Annotated in this window: 17 protein-coding genes; 10 read left to right on the forward strand and 7 right to left on the reverse strand. The window is 75.7% G+C overall.

Annotation, left to right across the window (positions count from 1 at the left end; genetic code table 11):
• Window positions 1–74 precede the first annotated feature (74 nt).
• The 7 genes from rfbB (at window position 75) to LPU61_RS05380 (ending at window position 8,925) form a co-directional block, all read left to right on the forward strand.
• The gene (gene rfbB, locus LPU61_RS05350; protein ID WP_199485998.1) at window positions 75–1,073 is read left to right on the forward strand and encodes a dTDP-glucose 4,6-dehydratase; all 999 of its coding nucleotides are present in this window, start codon (window positions 75–77) and stop codon (window positions 1,071–1,073) included.
• Window positions 1,074–1,140: 67 nt separating this feature from the next.
• Complete coding sequence (locus LPU61_RS05355; protein ID WP_229404299.1) at window positions 1,141–2,112, forward strand: ATP-binding cassette domain-containing protein; 972 nt, start codon at window positions 1,141–1,143, stop codon at window positions 2,110–2,112.
• Window positions 2,109–2,942, forward strand: a complete 834-nt coding sequence (locus tag LPU61_RS05360; RefSeq protein WP_229404300.1) for an ABC transporter permease — start codon at window positions 2,109–2,111, stop codon at window positions 2,940–2,942. Before LPU61_RS05355 ends, LPU61_RS05360 begins: the two co-directional genes overlap by 4 nt.
• Window positions 2,943–3,040: 98 nt before the next feature.
• Window positions 3,041–5,830 carry a DEAD/DEAH box helicase gene (locus tag LPU61_RS05365; protein ID WP_229404301.1) on the forward strand — a complete coding sequence of 930 codons (2,790 nt, stop codon included), beginning with the start codon at window positions 3,041–3,043 and terminating at the stop codon, window positions 5,828–5,830.
• A gap of 11 nt (window positions 5,831–5,841) precedes the next feature.
• Entirely contained in the window at window positions 5,842–7,176 is a 1,335-nt protein-coding gene (locus LPU61_RS05370) for an SWIM zinc finger family protein (RefSeq protein ID WP_229404302.1), read from the forward strand.
• 64 nt (window positions 7,177–7,240) lie between these two features.
• On the forward strand, window positions 7,241–8,008 hold the full coding sequence (locus LPU61_RS05375; protein ID WP_043962693.1) for a TetR/AcrR family transcriptional regulator: 768 nt from the start codon (window positions 7,241–7,243) through the stop codon (window positions 8,006–8,008).
• Window positions 8,009–8,070: 62 nt separating this feature from the next.
• Complete coding sequence (locus LPU61_RS05380) at window positions 8,071–8,925, forward strand: S1 family peptidase (protein ID WP_229404303.1); 855 nt, start codon at window positions 8,071–8,073, stop codon at window positions 8,923–8,925.
• Window positions 8,926–8,944: 19 nt separating this feature from the next.
• Here LPU61_RS05380 and LPU61_RS05385 read toward each other — a convergent pair whose 3' ends face one another.
• From LPU61_RS05385 to LPU61_RS05410, 6 genes are all read right to left on the reverse strand, one after another.
• Window positions 8,945–9,907: an anti-sigma factor RsbA family regulatory protein gene (locus LPU61_RS05385; protein ID WP_043962695.1), complete on the reverse strand. Its 963-nt coding sequence runs from the start codon at window positions 9,905–9,907 to the stop codon at window positions 8,945–8,947.
• On the reverse strand, window positions 9,904–10,734 hold the full coding sequence (locus LPU61_RS05390; protein WP_229404304.1) for an MEDS domain-containing protein: 831 nt from the start codon (window positions 10,732–10,734) through the stop codon (window positions 9,904–9,906). Before LPU61_RS05390 ends, LPU61_RS05385 begins: the two co-directional genes overlap by 4 nt.
• 94 nt (window positions 10,735–10,828) lie before the next feature.
• On the reverse strand, window positions 10,829–11,389 hold the full coding sequence (locus LPU61_RS05395) for an NADPH-dependent FMN reductase (protein ID WP_077936999.1): 561 nt from the start codon (window positions 11,387–11,389) through the stop codon (window positions 10,829–10,831).
• A 54-nt stretch (window positions 11,390–11,443) separates the two neighbouring features.
• The gene (locus tag LPU61_RS05400; RefSeq protein ID WP_043962698.1) at window positions 11,444–12,421 is read right to left on the reverse strand and encodes an ROK family protein; all 978 of its coding nucleotides are present in this window, start codon (window positions 12,419–12,421) and stop codon (window positions 11,444–11,446) included.
• A 5-nt stretch (window positions 12,422–12,426) separates the two neighbouring features.
• The gene (locus LPU61_RS05405) at window positions 12,427–12,780 is read right to left on the reverse strand and encodes a DoxX family protein (RefSeq protein ID WP_077937001.1); all 354 of its coding nucleotides are present in this window, start codon (window positions 12,778–12,780) and stop codon (window positions 12,427–12,429) included.
• Window positions 12,781–12,839: 59 nt separating this feature from the next.
• A complete protein-coding gene (locus LPU61_RS05410; RefSeq protein WP_043962699.1) occupies window positions 12,840–13,271 on the reverse strand; it encodes a type II 3-dehydroquinate dehydratase in 432 nt (143 codons plus the stop codon).
• 267 nt (window positions 13,272–13,538) lie between these two features.
• Between LPU61_RS05410 and LPU61_RS05415 the strand changes: the two genes are divergently transcribed.
• From LPU61_RS05415 to LPU61_RS05425, 3 genes are read left to right on the forward strand one after another with little or no spacing between them, the layout of a single operon-like run.
• The gene (locus LPU61_RS05415) at window positions 13,539–14,702 is read left to right on the forward strand and encodes a DegT/DnrJ/EryC1/StrS family aminotransferase (RefSeq protein ID WP_043962700.1); all 1,164 of its coding nucleotides are present in this window, start codon (window positions 13,539–13,541) and stop codon (window positions 14,700–14,702) included.
• On the forward strand, window positions 14,699–15,886 hold the full coding sequence (locus LPU61_RS05420) for a Gfo/Idh/MocA family protein (protein WP_043962701.1): 1,188 nt from the start codon (window positions 14,699–14,701) through the stop codon (window positions 15,884–15,886). Before LPU61_RS05415 ends, LPU61_RS05420 begins: the two co-directional genes overlap by 4 nt.
• 37 nt (window positions 15,887–15,923) lie before the next feature.
• Window positions 15,924–16,622, forward strand: a complete 699-nt coding sequence (locus LPU61_RS05425) for an HAD-IA family hydrolase (protein ID WP_229404305.1) — start codon at window positions 15,924–15,926, stop codon at window positions 16,620–16,622.
• A gap of 216 nt (window positions 16,623–16,838) precedes the next feature.
• Here LPU61_RS05425 and LPU61_RS05430 read toward each other — a convergent pair whose 3' ends face one another.
• Window positions 16,839–17,573 (reverse strand): class I SAM-dependent methyltransferase, encoded by a 735-nt coding sequence (locus tag LPU61_RS05430; RefSeq protein ID WP_229404306.1) that lies wholly within the window; start codon window positions 17,571–17,573, stop codon window positions 16,839–16,841.
• Window positions 17,574–17,743 lie beyond the last annotated feature (170 nt).

The raw sequence follows: 17,743 nt of genomic DNA on the forward strand, positions 1-17,743 counted from the left end.
GCAGCGAGCCTAGGCAGTGCGCCCAAGTGGCCGGGTCCGACCCCGCTGCGGGCCGCGTCGGTTAGCGTCGCGGCATGGAACACATGCTGGTCACCGGGGGTGCGGGGTTCGTCGGCGCCAACTTCGTGCGCCGGGCGCTGGCCGCCCGGCCGGGCCTGCGGCTGACCGTGCTCGACGCGCTCACCTACGCCGGGAGCCGGGACAGCCTCGCCGAGGTCGCCGACCGGATCACCTTCGTCCGTGGCGACGTCTGCGACGGCGACCTGGTCGACGCCCTCGTCTCGGACTGCGACACGGTGGTCCACTTCGCCGCCGAGTCCCACGTGGACAACTCCTTGCAGGACCCGACGCCGTTCCTGCGTACCAACGTCGAGGGCACGTTCGTGCTGCTGGAGGCGGTCCGCCGGCACGACCGGCGGCTGCACCACGTCTCCACCGACGAGGTGTTCGGCAGCCTGCCGCTGCACGGCGGCGGGGCGTTCACCGAGCAGAGCCGTTACGACCCGTCCAGCCCGTACTCGGCGACGAAGGCGGCCTCGGACCTGCTGGTCCGGGCGTGGGTCCGGTCGTACGGGGTGCGGGCGACGACGTCCAACTGCGCGAACAACTACGGGCCGTACCAGAACGTGGAGAAGTTCCTGCCCCGGCAGATCACCAACGTGCTGCGCGGTCAGCGGCCCAAGCTCTACGGCACGGGCGCGAACGTGCGGGAGTGGACCCACGTCGACGACCACAACGACGCCGTGCTGCTGATCCTCGACGCGGGGGTGTGCGGGGAGACGTACCTGATCGGCTCCGGGGCCGAGTGGAGCAACCGTGCCCTGCTGGAGTTGACCCTGACGCTGCTCGGCCGGCCCGCCGACGACTTCGACCACGTGCCGGACCGCCCCGCCCACGACCTGCGCTACGCCTGCGACAGCTCCAAGATCCGCCGGGAGCTGGGCTGGCGTCCCCGCCACCGGGACCTGGCCGACGGGCTGGTCGCCACCGTCGACTGGTACCGCCGCAACGAGTGGTGGTGGGGGCCGCAGAAGGCCGCAACGGAGGCCCGCTACGCGGCGATCGGCCGGTAACGGCGTCGCCGTCGCCCGTTCCGTACGTGCTACCGTATGTTGTACGGTAGGTGGCGGAGGGGGCGACGTGACAGCGGACGGTTTCGCGATCGCGGCGGAGGGGCTGCGCAAGCGGTACGGGGACACCCCGGCCCTGGACGGCTTCGACCTGCGGGTCCGGCCGGGAAGGGTGTGCGGCCTGCTCGGCCCGAACGGGGCGGGGAAGACCACCGCCGTGCGGATCCTGTCGACCCTGCTGCGCCACGACTCCGGCCGCGCCGAGGTCGCCGGCTTCGACGTGGCCCGCCAGCCCGACCAGGTGCGCCACCGCATCGGCCTGGTCGGGCAGCGCGCCGCCGTGGACGAGGTGCTCAGCGGCCACGAGAACCTGGTCGTCTTCGGCCGGCTGTGCCACCTCGGCGCGAGGCGCGCCCGGCAGCGCGCCAGCGAGTTGCTCGACCGGTTCGGGCTCGCCGACGCGGGCGGCAGGCCGGTCAGGGCGTACTCCGGTGGCATGCGCCGACGGCTCGACCTGGCCGCCGGGATGATCCTGGCCCCGGCGGTGCTCTTCCTCGACGAGCCGACCACCGGGCTGGACCCGCGCAGCCGCAACGAGGTGTGGGAGGCGGTCCGCGAGCTGGTCCGCGCGGGGACCACCGTCCTGCTCACCACCCAGTACCTCGACGAGGCCGACCGGCTCGCCGACCGGATCTCGGTGCTCGACGGCGGGCGGGTCATCGCCGAGGGCACCCCCGACGACCTGAAGGCCCGGCTCGGTGGCGACCGGATCGACCTGGTCGTCCGCGACGCCGCCGACCTGGCCGCGGCCGGCGCCCAGCTCGGCCGGGTGGCCGGCGGCGAGCCGGAGGTCGACCCGGACCGGCGGCTCGTCAGCGCCCGGGTGGAGCACCGGGCCGGCGCGCTGACCGAGGTGCTGCGGGCGCTCGACGCCGCGGGCGTCGCCGTCGAGGACGTGGCGCTGCGCCGGCCGACCCTGGACGAGGTGTTCCTGCACCTGACCGGCCGCCGCACCGAGACCGCCGAGGAGGTTCCCGCGTGACCAGCGCGACCCTGCCCGACACCGCGTCCCCGCACGTGGCGCCCGGCCGCCCCGCCCTGCTGGCCGACAGCGTCACGCTGACCCGGCGCAGCCTGGCCCACTGGCGTCGCGACCCGGGGCCGCTGGTCGCGTCCCTCGGGTTCGACATCGTCATGGTGCTGATGTTCGCCTACCTGTTCGGCGGCGCGTTGCGGGTGCCCGGCGGCGGCGACTACCGGGAGTTCCTGATGCCCGGCATGTTCGCCATGACCATGGTGTTCGGCATCAGCCTCACCACGCTCGCCGTCTCCGCCGACCTGGACCGGGGCGTCACCGACCGGCTCCGCTCGATGCCGGTCTCCCCGCTGGCCCCGCTGGTCGGCCGGGCGGCGGCCGACCTGCTCTTCGCGGTGCTCACCCTCGCGGTGATGCTGCTCGTCGGCCTCGCGGTCGGCTGGCGGGCGCACGGCGGCGTCGGCGACACCGTCGCGGCGTTCGGGCTGGTCCTGCTGCTGCGCTTCGCCCTGGTCTGGGTGGGCGTCTTCCTCGGCCTCGTGCTGAAGGGCCAGCAGGCCGTGGCCGGGGTGCAGACGCTGGAGTTCCCGCTCGGCTTCCTGTCCAGCGCGTTCGTCGCCCCGGCCACCATGCCCGGCTGGCTCGGCGCGGTCGCCGAGTGGAACCCGCTGTCGGCGACCGTCGGCGCGACCCGGGAGCTGTTCGGCAACCCCGGCTGGGGCGGCGACTCCTGGGCCGCCCAGCACGCGCCGGAGCTGGCGCTGATCTGGCCGGTCGCGCTGGTCGCCGTCTTCCTGCCGCTGTCGGTGCGCAGGTACCGGGCCCTGGGCCGCTGACGCCCGCCCCGATCGTGCCGCTTACGGTACGACGTACGCTAGGGTTGTCCTTCCCTCGGCGGGCGGTCGCCGCCCGCCCGACCACCGCAGGAGGCACGGTGCGACTCGGCCGGTTCGCGGTCGTCTTCGAGCCGGGCGACCCGCCCCGGGCCGGCACGGTCAGCTTCTACGACCCCGCCGGGCACGCGCTGCCCGAGGAGCTCGACGCGCTGGGGGAGTGCGGCGAGCTGGACCTCGCCCTCCGGCTCGACGGCCCCGTGGCGGCCTGGACGGTGCCCGCCTGCGCCGTGCCGGTCGGCGACGCGGTCCGGCAGCTCGCCGCGCTGCGCGACGCCGACGACCCCACTCCCGCCGCCGCGTTCTGGTCGGCGGTGGCGGTCACCGGCCTGCACCTGGCCGCCCGGGGGCGGATCCTGCCCGGCGTCTCCCCGCAGGGCTGGGACGCCTGGCGGGTGGGCCCTCTCGACGTGGCCGACGTGGAACGCATCCGGGCCCTCGCGGCGGCGATGCCGCCCGAGGCGCGGGCGATACCGGTCGACGCCGCTGCCGAACACCTTGCCCTGCCCGAGCCGGAAGGGCTGGTCCGCGCCTTCCTCGACGCGGTGGCCGACACGCTGCCGCGCACCCCGGCCGCGACGTGGCTGACCGGCGACCCCCGGTTCACCGGCCTGGAGCCCGAGCCGGTGGACGACCTGCGCGACTGGGCGCGGGAGGTCTCCGCCGGCGTCGACACCGGCCTGCGGGTGGCGCTGCGGCTGGAGGGCCGGGGCGACCTCGGCAGCACGCCCCTCGCCGCCGTGGTGCGGCTGCGCAGCCTCGCCGACCCGACGCTGGTCGCCGACGCGGCGGCCCTGTGGGAGGGCGACGGGCACGGCCTCGGCGAGCAGGCCACCTTCGAAGCCATGCTCGCCGTGCGCCGCGCCGCCGCCGTGTGGCAGCCGCTGGAGCGGCTTCTCGACCACGCCGCGCCGGTCGAGCTGGAGCTGCTCGACGAGGACCTGGTCGACCTGCTCGGCGGGGCCGAGGCGCGGCTCGCCGCCGCCGGCATCGACGTCGAATGGCCGCCCGGGATCTCCCGCGAGCTGGCCGCCCGGGTGCTCGTCAGCTCCCCGCCGGAACGGCCCGCCGAGGTGGCGGAGTTCTTCGGCTCCGCCGCGCCGATGCCGCTGAGCTGGCAGCTCACCCTGGCCGGCGACGCGCTGACCGACGCCGAGATGGACCTGGTGGCGAAGTCCCGGCCGATCGTCCGGCTGCGGGACCGGTGGGTGGCGGTCGAGCCGGAGCTGGCCCGCAAGGCCCGCGAGCGGCAGCTCAAGCCGCGCAGGGCCTACGACGCCCTGGCCGCGACGCTGATCGCCAGCACCGAGGTCGAGGGCGAACGGGTCGAGGTGGTCGCCGACGGCTGGCTGGGCGCGCTGCGCGAGCGGATCGCCGAACCCGACGCCGGCCCCGAGTCGCTGGAGCCCCCGGCCGCGCTCGACGGCACGCTGCGCGAATACCAGCTACGCGGCCTGCGCTGGCTGGAGCGGATGACCTCGCTCGGCTTCGGCGGCTGCCTCGCCGACGACATGGGCCTGGGCAAGACCGTCACCGTCATCTCGCTGCACCTGCGCCGCCAGGCGGAACCGGCGACCGCCGGGGCCACCCTCGTCGTCTGCCCCGCGTCGGTGCTCGGCAACTGGGAGCGGGAGATCCGGCGGTTCGCCCCGGGCACGACCGTCCGCCGGTTCCACGGCACCGCCCGGTCCCTCGACGGGCTCACCGGCGGGTTCGTGCTGACCAGCTACGGCACCATGCGCGTCGACGCCGGCCACCTCGCCGGCCACGGGTGGGGCCTGGTGGTCGCCGACGAGGCGCAGTACGTCAAGAACCGGCTCAGCGGCACCGCGAAGGCGCTGCGGGCGATCCCCGCCCGGGCCCGGGTCGCGCTCACCGGCACGCCGGTGGAGAACAACCTCTCCGAGCTGTGGGCGATCCTCGACTGGACCACCCCCGGCCTGCTCGACTCCGTCGGCGCGTTCCGGGCCACCTGGGCCCGGCCGATCGAGGTGGACCGCGACGGCCCCGCCGTGGCGCGGCTGTCCCGACTGGCCCGCCCCTTCCTCCTGCGGCGGCGCAAGTCCGACCCCGGCATCGCCCCCGAACTGCCGCCGAAGACCGTCACCGACCACCTCGTGTCGCTCACCGCCGAGCAGGCGGCCCTCTACCAGCGGGTGGTCGCCGACGTGCTCGCCGAGATCCGCGCCAGCACCACCACCATCGCCCGGCGTGGCCTGGTGCTCAAGCTGCTCGTCGGCCTCAAGCAGGTCTGCAACCACCCGGCGCACTACCTGAAGGAGGCGCACGGCCCGCTCGCCGGTCGGTCGGAGAAGCTGCAACTCCTCGACGACCTGCTGGAGACCATCCTCGCCGAGGACGGCGCGGCGCTGGTCTTCACCCAGTACGTCCAGATGGCCCGGCTGCTCCAGCGGCACCTGGCCGAGCGGGGGGTGCCGGCGCAACTGCTGCACGGCGGCACGCCCGTGCCGCAGCGCGAGGAACTGGTGCGCCGGTTCCAGGCCGGCGAGGTGCCGGTGTTCCTGCTCTCGCTCAAGGCGGCCGGCACCGGCCTCAACCTGACCCGGGCCGACCACGTCGTCCACTACGACCGGTGGTGGAACCCGGCCGTGGAGGAGCAGGCCACCGACCGCGCGTACCGGATCGGCCAGACCCGGCCGGTGCAGGTGCACCGGCTGATCGCCCAGGGCACCCTGGAGGACCGGATCGCCGACCTGCTGGAGGCCAAGCGGGAGCTGGCCGACGCGGTGCTCACCGGCGGCGAGACCGCCCTGACCGAACTCTCCGACGCCGAGCTGCTCCGGCTCGTGCAACTGCGCCACGAGGGATGAGGAGCCACGACGTGGACTTCGACATCGAGTACGACGAGGCCGACGACGAGCTGGAGCCGGACGACGAGCCGACCGCCGACGAGCGGCGGGCGCGCAGCTTCCCGAGGCTCGCCCCCGGCCGGCGGGTCGGCCGGAAGTTCGCCGACACGTGGTGGGGTAACGCCTGGATCGAGTCGATGGAACGCACCGCCCTCGACCCCGAACAGCTCAGGAAGGGCCGCCGGTACGCCTTCGCCGGGCAGGTCGGGTCGATCACCGTCAGCCCCGGCCGGATCTCCGCCGGGGTGCACGACGGCGATCAGTACACCCCGCACGACACCGTCGTGCGCGTCGGCACCCTCGCCGCGGCCGAGTGGGACCGGCTGCTCGACCGGGTCGCCGCGAAGGCCGGGCACATCGCGGCCCTGCTCGACCGGGACATGCCCCACGACCTGGTGCAGACCGCCGACGACGCCGGGGTGCGCCTGCTGCCCGGCTACGGCGACCTCGACCCCGAGTGCGACTGCCCGTCCTGGGACCACCCGTGCCGGCACGCCGCCGCGCTCGCGTACCAGGCGGCGTGGCTGCTCGACCGGGACCCGTTCGTGCTGCTGCTGATGCGCGGTCGGGGCGAGGCGGAGCTGATGGCGGACCTGCGCCGGCGCAACGCCCGCCGGTCCGTCGCCACCGACGCCGCCGACGAGGCGGCCGGCACCCCGGCCGAGCAGGCGTACGCCGCGCCGCCCGCCGCCCTGCCCGCGCCGCCGGGGCCGGTGACCGGCGAGCCCCTCGCCCTCGCCCCGCTGCTCGCCGGGCACGAGGCGCCCGGCATCGACGCCGAGGCGCTCGGGGTGCTCGCCGCCGACGCGGCGCACCGGGCCCGGCACCTGCTCGCGGGCGTCGCGTCACCGGCGTCGTCGCGCCCGGCCGCGCTCGGGGCGGAACCGCTCGCCCCGGAGCCCGACGCCTGGTGCGACGCGGTGCGGTTGGCGGCCCGGATGCCGCGATCTGCGGCGGCGGGGCGGCTGGGCGAGGCCAGCGGCCGGGCCGCCGACCTGCCCCGGGCCGTCAAGGCCTGGGAGTACGCGGGCGCGGCCGGCGTGGACGTCGTCGACGCGGTGTTCAGCCCGCCGAGGGAGCTGGTGGCCCGGTCCACCGAAGCGCTGCGCGAGGCGGGCGGGGTCGACGGGGCCGCTCCCGAGGTGAAGAACTGGCGCAACCGGTGGACGGTCGGCCGCGACGCGCAGGTGCGCTACGGCCGCGACGGCCGGTGGTATCCGTTCCGCAGGCGCGCGGGCCAGTGGTGGCCGGCGGGGCCGCCCGGCCCGGACCCGGCGGACGCGCTGCTCGACCTTCCCCAGAGCTGACGCTGTCGGCCCCGCCGCTCGCCCCGTACGAGGTACGGTATCCCGCCGCTAGGATGGCGGCACTATGTCGAACGCGCGCAAGGGCAAGGTCGACCCCGCCCGCAGCCTGGCCATCCTCTGGCGCACCCGCGAGCCGGCGAGCCGCAGCGCCGGGCCCGGCCTCAGCGTCGACCGGATCGTCCGGGCGGCGATCGAGATCGCCGACGCCGAGGGGATCGACGCGCTCACCATGCGCCGGGTCAGCGAGGCGCTGGGCGCCGGCACCATGTCGGTCTACACGTACGTGCCCGGCAAGGCCGAGCTGCTCGACGTCATGGTCGACACGCTCTACGGCGAGATGAGCCGCCCGGCCGACGTGCCCGGTGGCTGGCGGGCCCGGCTGGAGCAGATCGCGCGGGAGAACCTGCGGCTCTACCGCGCCCACCCGTGGCTGCTGCGCGCCGAGACGAGCCGGCCGGTGCTCGGCCCGAACCTGCTCGCCAAGTACGACTACGAGCTGGGCGCCGTGGCCGACATCGGGCTCGACGACGTCGAGATGGACGCCGTGCTCACCCTGGTCCTCGGCCACGTCCGGAGCGCGGCGCGGGCCGAGCTGGACGTGGTGAACCTGGAGCGCGAGACCGGCATGACCGACGGCCAGTGGTGGCAGTCGCACGCGCCCTGGCTGGAGCGGTTCATGAAGTCGGGCAGCTACCCGACGGCCGCCCGGGTCGGCACCGCGGCCGGCGAGGCGCACGGCGCGGCGTACGGGCCGGAGCACGCGTTCGAGTTCGGCCTGCAACGGGTGCTCGACGGCATCTCGGTGGTGGTCGCCGACCGTCAGGGCACTTGATCCGGGCGGGTCCGGACGGGGAAGCTGTACGCATCCACGCACGCCGATACATGGAGGTTCGGATGCGCCGCTTCCCCCTGCTCGCCCTCCTGCTCGCCGTACCCCTGCTCGCGCCGCCGGTGGCCGCCCACGCCGCCCCCACCGCCCCGACCGGCGCGCCCGCCCCGGTCGTCGTCGCCGACGCGCCGGCCGGCACCGCGTGGACCGTGGACCCGGTCACCGGCCGGACCACCGTCGCCGCCGACGACACAGTCAGCGACCGCCAACTGGCCGCCCTGCGCGCCCGGCTGGCCGGGACCGACGCCGTGGTCCGCCGCGAACCGGGCCGGCTGAGCACCCTCATCGCCGGCGGGCAGGCCGTCTACGCCGCCGGCGGCGGGCGCTGCTCGCTCGGCGCGAACGTCCGCAGCGGCAGCACCTACTACTTCGTCACCGCCGGCCACTGCACGACGACCGCCACCACCTGGTACGCCGACAGCGCCGGCACCAGCGTGCTCGGCTCCCGCGCCGGCAGCAGCTTCCCCGGCAACGACTACGGCATCGTCCGCTACACCTCCACCACCATCGCCCACCCCAGCGCCGTCCACACCTACCCCGGCACGCTGACCGTCACCGGCACCGCCGCGCCCGTCGTCGGCATGGCGGTCTGCCGCAGCGGCGCCACCACCGGCGTGCGGTGCGGCTCCATCACCGGGCTCAACGCCACCGTCAACTACGCCCAGGGCTCGGTCAGCGGGCTGATCCGCACCAACATCTGCGCCGAACCCGGCGACAGCGGCGGCCCGCTCTACGTCGCCGCCACCGGCAGGATCGTCGGCATCCTCTCCGGCGGCAGCGGCAACTGCACCACCGGCGGCACCAGCTACTACCAGCCGATCGGCGAGATCCTCGCCGCGTACGGGGTGACGATCCCCTGAGCCGCCGGGCCGGGCGGCCTCAGGCGACGAAGTGCGGGTTGCCCGCCGTCAGCCGCAGCGTGTAGCCGCCCGGCCCCCGGTGCGCCGACACGTGGTTGCAGGACTGGTGGGCGATCCACAGGCCGAGGCCCCCCTCCGTGCCGTCGCCGGCCGGGAGCAGACCCGCGAACGGGTCCTTCGGCCCGTCGCCGCCGTCGGAGACCGTCGCCACCAGCCGGTCGGGCCCCACCCACAGCCGCAGGCAGACCGGCGGCTGGCCGTGGCGCAGCGCGTTGGTCACCGTCTCGCTGACCGCCACCACCAGGTCCTCGACGTCGTCGACGGGCAGCCGGCCCCCGTCGACGGCGTGCACGGCGGCCCGGGCCTGCGCCGCCGTGGGCTCGGACAGCTCGACCACCGGCGGCGTCGACTGAAGCGGGTCCGGCGGCACCGGCCGGTTCTCCCGCAGGTAGGTGGTCGGTTCCGTGTAGCCGGGACTCGGCACGTGCCGCCCGTCCGGGGTGGCGTGCCGGGGATGGGTGCGCGCCACGTCCCGCAGCACCGAGGCGGGCGTGCTGCGCGTGTCGTACGCGCACATGCTCCACAGCGGGAACTCGTCGTACGCGTGGTTTGTCGCCGACTCGTAGCGGGCCCACCAGTCCCAGGTCACCCCCAGCGCGCTCGGCGGCAGCTCCCCGACGATCCGGATCTGCCGGGCCCCGTCGGCCACGTGCCCGGCGAGCATCTCGCGGTAGGAGCGGATGGCGGCGGCCGGCCGGGCGTAGACGTCGTCGCCGGGCAGGAAGGTGACCCCGCAGCCGCCGGGCAGGGCACCCCGCACCAGGGCGGCGTTGTGCGCGCCCAGCGACACCACGGTCGGCTCCCCGGCCGCGACCCCGCCGAGCAGGAACGGCACCGCGACCGTCAGCAACTCCTCGTCGGAGGCATAGCAGACCGCCTCGTGGAAGTGGCCCAGGTGACCAGCCGCCGCGCCCGTCCTCATCGTGCGGCCTCCACCCGTATCCCGGGCAGGCCCAGCAGGTCGACGAGGCGGGCCACGCCGGCTCCGCGCAGGCCGCGCAGCACTGCCACGGCACCCCGGCTGCGGGCGTACTCGCCAAGGAGTTGCAGGCAGCGGTGGTCGGCGAAGCGCAGCCGGGCCGCCTCGAACACCAGCCGCCCGTCGACCGGGCGGGGGGCGGCCCGCTCCAGCGCGGTGGCGAGCAGGTCGCGGGCCGACAGGTCCAGCTCGCCGGCCAGCCCCGTCCGGCCCCGGCCCGCCGCGTAGAGCCGGAACAGCACGTCGTCGGCGTTGCCCGCCGGGTGCAGGCAGGCCAGCTCGGCGACCGCCGCCGCACCCAGCTCGCGGGGGTCGTAGACGCACATGGCGGAGAACGGGTGGGCCCGCATGTAGCCGTCGACCAGGTGCTCGTAGCGGGTGAAGGCCACCCGTTGCCGCGGGGTGCGGACCAGCCCGGTGGCCTCCGCGACGACCCGCAGCCCGGCGTGACCGGCGGCCAGGGCCGCCTCGGTCGCCTCCGCGTAGGCCCGCACCTGGGCGGCCGGGTCGGCGATCCGGCCGTCGACGTAGGTGCCGTCGAGCGGGACGACCCGGGCGGCGCCGTCGCGCAGGGCGTCGGCCAGCCCGGGGACGGCGGCCAGCCACTCGCGGGCCTCGGCCGGATCCCGCTCCGTCACATACCACAGCTCCTCGCCGGCGACGAGGCCGACGGTGAGGAACGCGCGGGCGGCGGCGGCGAAGGCGGCCGGGTCGTCGTGGCGCCAGCAGACGTGGTCGGTGGGCAGCGCGGGGCAGCCGTCGCCGCTCACCGATGCTGCCCCATGCCCGCAGTCTATGCCCACCCCGCCGCGGCCGGCCGTCCCGGCCGTCCGCGCTGGTGGGGGTGGGTCTGCGGCGGCCGGGTCAGCGCCCCCGCAGCACGCGCAGCGCGCCGGCCCAGGCGACCACCTGGTCGAGCATCTCGCCCACCGCCTTCGCCTGCGCCGGGGCCGGCCGGAACTCGGTGAAGTCGACGAAGTCCGTCACCAGGGAGAGCGACACCTGCGACCGGACGTCGGCGACCTCCACCTGGGAGAGGACCAGCCGCAGGTGCTCGGCCGCCCGGGTGCCCCCGTGCACCCCGTAGCTGACCAGCCCGGCCGCCTTGTTCCGCCACTCCCGGTAGAGGTAGTCGATCGCGTCCTTGAGCACCCCGGGCACGGAGTGGTTGTACTCCGGGGTGACGAAGACGTACGCGTCGAAGGCGGCGATCCGGGCGGCCCACCGGCGCACCGCCGGGTCACCCGACGGGGCCATCGACGGCGGCAGCGGCGTGTTCAGGTGCGGCAGGGCGTGATCGGCGAGGTCCACCAGCTCGGCGGTCGCGTCGCCGCGCTGGGCGGCGATGTCCCGCACCCAGGCGGCGACGGCCTCCGCCTTGCGGCCCGGCCGGGTGCTGCCGACGACGACACCGATCCTGATCATGTGCGTTCCTCTCGGTCGAACGGGCGGCCCGGGTCGACCCGGGCCGGTGCGGCTTCAGCGGGGCGCGGCCAGGTCCCGGGCCAGCGCCACCGCGCCGTGCAGCGAGGAGAGCCCGCCCAGGGCGGCGGCCCGCACGGCGGGGGCCGGGCGGCCCGGCCGGGCGAGCCGGATCACCTCCCGACCGACCAGGTCGACGAAGCCGGGCAGCCCGGCGGCGAAGCCGCCGCCCAGCACCGCCACCGCCGGGTCGAGCAGCTCGCCCAGGCTGACCACGGCCGCCGCGAGGGCCGTACCCGCCGGTCGGACCGCGTCGTGGGCCCACGGCCGGTCCTGCTCCAGCCCGTCGCGCAGCTCGGCGAAGCCCACCTCGCCGCCCCGGGCCGCACCGGCCCGACGCAGCGTCGCCGGCCCGGAGGCGACCGCCTGGAGGCAGCCGTGCCGGCCGCAGTCGCACCGGGGCCCGTCGACGTCGACGACCAGGTGGCCGACCTCGGGGGAGCCCCGGCCCGGCGCCGGCAGGGGCCGGCCGCCGAGCACCACGCCACCGCCCACGCCGGTGCCGACCCCGAGGTAGACGACGTCCTGCGCGCCCACGTGCCGGGCCTCGGCCAGCGCAGCCAGGTCACCGTCGTCGGCCCAGGCGGTGCGGCTGCCCGGGAAGAGCCCGCGCAGCGTCTCGTCGAAGGGCAGGCCCGCCCAGCTCGGCCGGCCCGGCCACACGACCACCCGGCCCGTCGGGCCGGTGGTGCCGGGCATCGCCACCCCGACCGCCGCGAACCGCAGCCCCGACTCCGCGCGCAGTGCGCCGACCGCGTCGGCCAGCGCCGCCACGTCGGCCTCGACGCCGCCGCCGGGCCAGGTCAGCACCCGCTCGTACGCCCGGACGCCCGCTCCCGTCGCGACCCGGACCTCCCCGGCGTGCGCGCCCTCCGCAGGCCCGGCCGCGAACTCCTCGGCGCGCAGCGCCACCTTGGTGCCGCCGATGTCGACGCCGAGGACGCCGACGTGGTCCCTGCCGCTGCCCCCGGGCACCGGTCTCACCTCTGGAGCACGTGCAGCACCGCGAGCGCGGCGGCCGCCAACCCGAACGCGATCGGCATCACCGTCACCGCGAACGGGTCCCGGGCGCGCAGGTGGTAGCCGGCGGCGCCGATCATCAGCGGGACGAGGCCGACCGCCGCCGCGAGCCCGGCCAGCGGCCAGAACAGCCCGACGAGCAGGCCGACGACGGCCGCCAGCTCCAACACCCCGATGACCCGGGTGAGGCCGGCGGAGACGCCGAGGTGGTCCATCCGCTCGCGGGTCTTGCGCTCGCCGACGAGCTTCTGCACGGCCGTGGCCATGAACACGGCGGCCAGGATGATGCTGAGGGTGATGGTGGGAGTCCGCACGGAAACATCCTTAGTGGAGGGGGTGACGGGTCGCCGGGGACCCTATCGGGCTGCCCGGCTCAGCCGACCGTGGCGACGAGGGCGCGGGCGGCCAGCCGGTAGCCCAGCGGGCCGAGCCCGACGATGACCCCGCTGGCCAGCGGGGCGAGCACCGAGTCGTGCCGGAAGCTCTCCCGGGCCCACACGTTGGACAGGTGGACCTCCATCCACGGCCGGGGATAGTTGGCCAGCGCGTCGCGCAGGCTCCAGCCCGCGATCATCAACGCGCCCGGGTTCACGATCGCGCCCACCGTGTCGTAGTGCTCCTGCACCGTACGCACCAGCGCGCCCTCGCAGTCGTGCTGCACGGCCACCACGTTCCAGCCCCGCGCGGCGACCTCCTCGCCGACCGCCCGCTCGATGTCGGCGAGGGTGTCGGTGCCGTAGATCTCCGGCTGGCGTCGACCGAGGATGCCCAGGTTCGGGCCGTTCAGCAGGAGCACGTCGGACACAGCTCACCTCGCGTGGGGCGACCCGGCGGGGCCGGCGACAGATTCCCCGCAGTCTTACTACGCCACCCGCCGACCACGGGCCGGGCACCGCCGGCCGACCGGCGAACTAAGGGGTGGGTAGGGGCCCGCTAGGGGAAGTGAGCAGGCTGCCGGGTCGGTTAGCGTCCACCGCGAGCCGATGACGTTGCCAGCTGGAGACCGCTGCGTCCAGCCGCCGTGGGACGGCCGGGGAACCGCTGGTCCTCCTGGATTGGGAAGTGGGAAGTCATGAGTGGTCAGCCGTCGACGGTGCCGGAGTTCCCCGAGTGGCCGCAGTTCGGTGACGAGGAACGAGCCGGCCTGATCCGTGCCCTCGAACAGGGCCAGTGGTGGCGGATGGGCGGGAGCGAGGTCGACACCTTCGAGGCCGAGTTCGGGGCGTACCACGGCACGCCGCACGCCCTCGCCGTCACCAACGGCACCCACGCCCTGGAGGTCGCCCTCGAGGTGCTCGGCGTCGGGCCCGGCACCGAGGTCATCGTGCCGGCGTTCACCTTCATCTCGTCGTCGCTCGCGGCGCAGCGCCTCGGCGCGGTCGCCGTGCCGGTCGACGTCGACCTCGACACCTACTGCGTCGACCCGGCCGCCGTCGCCGCCGCCGTCACCGACCGCACCAAGGTGATCATGCCGGTGCACATGGCCGGGCAGTTCGCCGACATGGACGCGCTCGACAAGATCGCCGCCGACGCCGGGGTGGCGCTGCTCCAGGACGCCGCGCACGCCCACGGCGCGCAGTGGCAGGGCCGCAAGGTCGGCGAACTCGGCTCGATCGCCGCGTTCAGCTTCCAGAACGGCAAGCTGATGACCGCCGGCGAGGGCGGCGCGGTGCTCTTCCCCGACGAGGAGACCCGCGAGCGCGCCTTCCTCGTGCACAGCTGCGGCCGGCCGCGCACCGACCGCGACTACCTGCACCGCACCACCGGCTCCAACTACCGGATGGGCGAGTTCACCGCCGCCGTGCTGCGCGCCCAACTCGCCCGCCTCGCCGGCCAGATCGACGTACGCGAGCAGCGCTGGCCGCTGCTGGCCGGCCTGCTCGCCGAGATCCCCGGCGTGGTCCCGCAGACCATCGACCCGCGCACCGACCGCAACCCGCACTACATGGCCATGTTCCGCATCCCGGGGATCACCCCGGAGCGCCGCCGCGCCGTGGTCGACGCGCTCATCGCCCGGGGCGTGCCCGCGTTCGTGGCGTTCCGGGCCATCTACCGGTGCGAGGGGTTCTGGAAGGCCGGCGCCCCCGACGAGACCGTCGAGCAGATCGCCGCCCGCTGCCCCAACGTCGAGCAGATCCACTCCGACTGCGTCTGGCTGCACCACCGCACCCTGCTCGGCACCGAGCAGCAGATGCACGACATCGCCGCCGTGCTGGCCGACGTCCTCGCCGGATGACCACCCCGCCGCCGGCCGTCTCCGGCGTCGCCGTGCCGCCCGGCGGCCCGATCCGGGTCGCCGTGGTCGGCCTCGGCTGGGCCGGCCGGGAGATCTGGCTGCCCCGGCTCGCCGCGCACCCGGCCTTCGAGGTGACGGCCCTGGTCGACCCGCAGCCGGCCGTCCGGGAAGCCGCCCGCGACACCCACGCGGTGCCCTTCGCGTACGCCGACGTCGACGACCTGCCCGCCGGAGCGGCGGACCTGGTGGTGGTGGCCGTGCCCAACCACCTGCACGCCGCCGTCGCCGCCCGGCTGCTGCGCCGGGGCGTACCCGTGTTCCTGGAGAAGCCCGTCTGCCTCAGCTCCGCCGAGGCGGCGCTGCTGGCCGACGCGGAGCGCGCCGGCGGCGCGGTGCTGCTGGCCGGCAGCGCCGCCCGGTGGCGCGCCGACGTGCGGGCCCTCGCCGACGCCGCCGCCGAGCTGGGCCCGATCCGGCACGTCGACGTGGCATGGGTCCGCGCCCGGGGGGTGCCCGACGCGGGCGGCTGGTTCACCCGCCGCGACCTCTCCGGCGGCGGCGCGCTCGTCGACCTCGGCTGGCACCTGCTCGACACGGTGCTGCCGCTGCTCGGCCCGGCCACCCGGATCACCCACGCCGTCGGCAGCGTCTCCGCCGACTTCGTCAACGACACCGCCGCGCACGCCGTCTGGCGCGACCCCGCCGGTTCCGCCGCTGCCGCAGGCGCGCTACGGGGCGACGGTTCGGTCGGCGGGTCGCGGGGCGACGTCGAGGACACCGCGCGGGGGTTCCTGCTCACCGCCGACGGTGCGTCCGTCGCCGTGCACGCCTGCTGGGCGTCGCACGAGGCGCTGGACCGCACCACCATCACCGTGCAGGGCGCCGCCGGCACGGCCACCCTGCGCTGCACGTTCGGGTTCAGCCCGAACCGGGAGCCGACGCCGGTGCTCACCCGCACCCGCGACGGCGAGACCGTCGCGCTGCCGCTGCCGGCCGAGCCGATCGGCACCGAGTACGACCGCCAACTCGATGCCCTGCCCGGCCTGCTCGCCGCCCCGGCCAGCCGGGGCGCGGCCGTCGCCGAGGCACACCGGACCATCGACATCATCGAACGGATCTACCGCACCGCCCGGCCCACCGAGCCGGAGCGGGAGCACGCGCTGGCGGGCCAACGCGACCGGTGAGAACCACCGGCGACCTCACTCGCTCCGGGGAGCAGCCATGACCCATCCACCGTCCACCGTCGACGTCACCCTCCCGCCGCCGCCCGCCCGGGGCCCGATCCGCGCGGTCGTGTTCGACCTCGACGGCGTCGTGGTCGACAGCTCGGCCGTCATGCGCGAGGCGTTCAGCATCGCGTACGCCGAGGTGGTGGGCGACGGGCCCGCGCCGTTCGAGGAGTACAACCGGCACATGGGCCGGTACTTCCCGGACATCATGCGGCTGATGGGGCTGCCGCTGGAGATGGAGGAGCCGTTCGTCCGGGAGAGCTACCGGATGGCGCACCTCGTGCCGCTGTTCCCCGGCGTACGCCAGACCCTGGAGGAGCTGCACGGCCGGGGCGTCCGGATGGCCATTGCCACCGGCAAGAGCGGCCCGCGGGCCCGCTCGCTGCTCGACACGCTCGGCGTGCTGGACCTGTTCGACCAGGTGATCGGCTCCGACGAGGTGGCCCGCCCGAAGCCGGCCCCGGACATCGTCCTCGCCGCCCTCGGCCACCTCGACGTGCCGCCGGAGCAGGCCATGATGGTCGGCGACGCGGTGATCGACCTGCTCAGCGGCCGGGACGCCGGCGTCACCACGGTCGCCACCACCTGGCACGGCGGGGACGTCGCCGTCCTGCTCGCCGCCGGCCCGGACGTGGTCGCCCACGCGCCGACGGACCTGCTGGCGTACTGCCCGGCGGCCCTGGTCCCCTGACCCGCCCGCCCTGGGCGCGCGGCGGCGCTGACCCGCGCGGCGGCCCTGATCCGCGGGGCGGCGGCGCGGTCGGGCGCGGCGGGCGGTCGGGCGCGGTCGGCATGTCGGCGACATGGCGGTATCGAGTCGGCCCGGATCCCGCGATGTCGGCGACATGGCGGGGCGACCCGCCGGCCCCGGACCCGCCGGTCCGGTGACCGGCGGCGTGGCGGCCGGTCAGGGGAGGCGGTACACGGAGACGTGGTCGCGCGACTCGGCGGTGAACTCGCCGCCGGCCCAGTCCGCGTGCCGCGACTCCAGCTCGAAGCCGGCCAACTGCGCCATCAGGTCCAGCTCCGCCGGCCAGATGTAGCGGTGCGGCGTGCGGAACACCTGCGCCTCGGTGTCCTCGCCGAACCTGAAGTGGTGCGACACGACGTGCTGGCGCAGCACGTCGTAGGTGTCCAGGCCGATGTAGCCGGGCTCGCAGTGCCAGACCGTGGCCTGCCGGCCCGGCGGGAGCTGGCGCAGCTCCGGCACCCACAGCTCGATCACGAACCGGCCTCCCGGGCCGAGGTGGCGGGCCGCGTTGCGGAAGCAGGCGACCTGCTCGGCCTGGGTGAGCAGGTTGGCGATCGTGTTGAAGACCAGGTAGACGAGCGTGTACGCCCCCGGCGCGACGGTGGTGGCCATGTCCCCGACGACCACGGGCAACGCCGCCTCGTCCACCTTCGTCCGTAGCCTGTCGACCATGGCGGTGGACAGCTCGATGCCGGTGACGGGCACCCCGCGCTCGGCGAGCGGCACGGCCACCCGGCCGGTGCCGACGGCGAACTCCAGCGCCGCCCCGCCGCCCGCGAGCGCGGCGAGCCGGTCCACGGTCGGCCCCAGCACCTCGGGTGCGAACATGCCGACGCCCGGCGTGTCGTAGCGCGCGGCGGCGTCTGCGTCCCAGATGTCTTCCTGCCTCATGGGCCGACGATCGCCCCGCAACGGCACGCTGTCCACCCGATTACCCGTCGACGCGACGGGTGTCGAAGGGGGCACCGGGTGCCGGTCGCCGGATTCTTCGCGGAGCGCAGGCCGAGGGGCGGGCACCGGTAGGTCCCCGCCCCTCGGATCGACTCACCCGGTCAGCTGTG

The sequence above is a fragment of the Micromonospora sp. NBRC 110038 genome, assembly GCF_020884815.1.
GTDB classification, from domain to species: Bacteria; Actinomycetota; Actinomycetes; order Mycobacteriales; family Micromonosporaceae; genus Micromonospora; species Micromonospora haikouensis.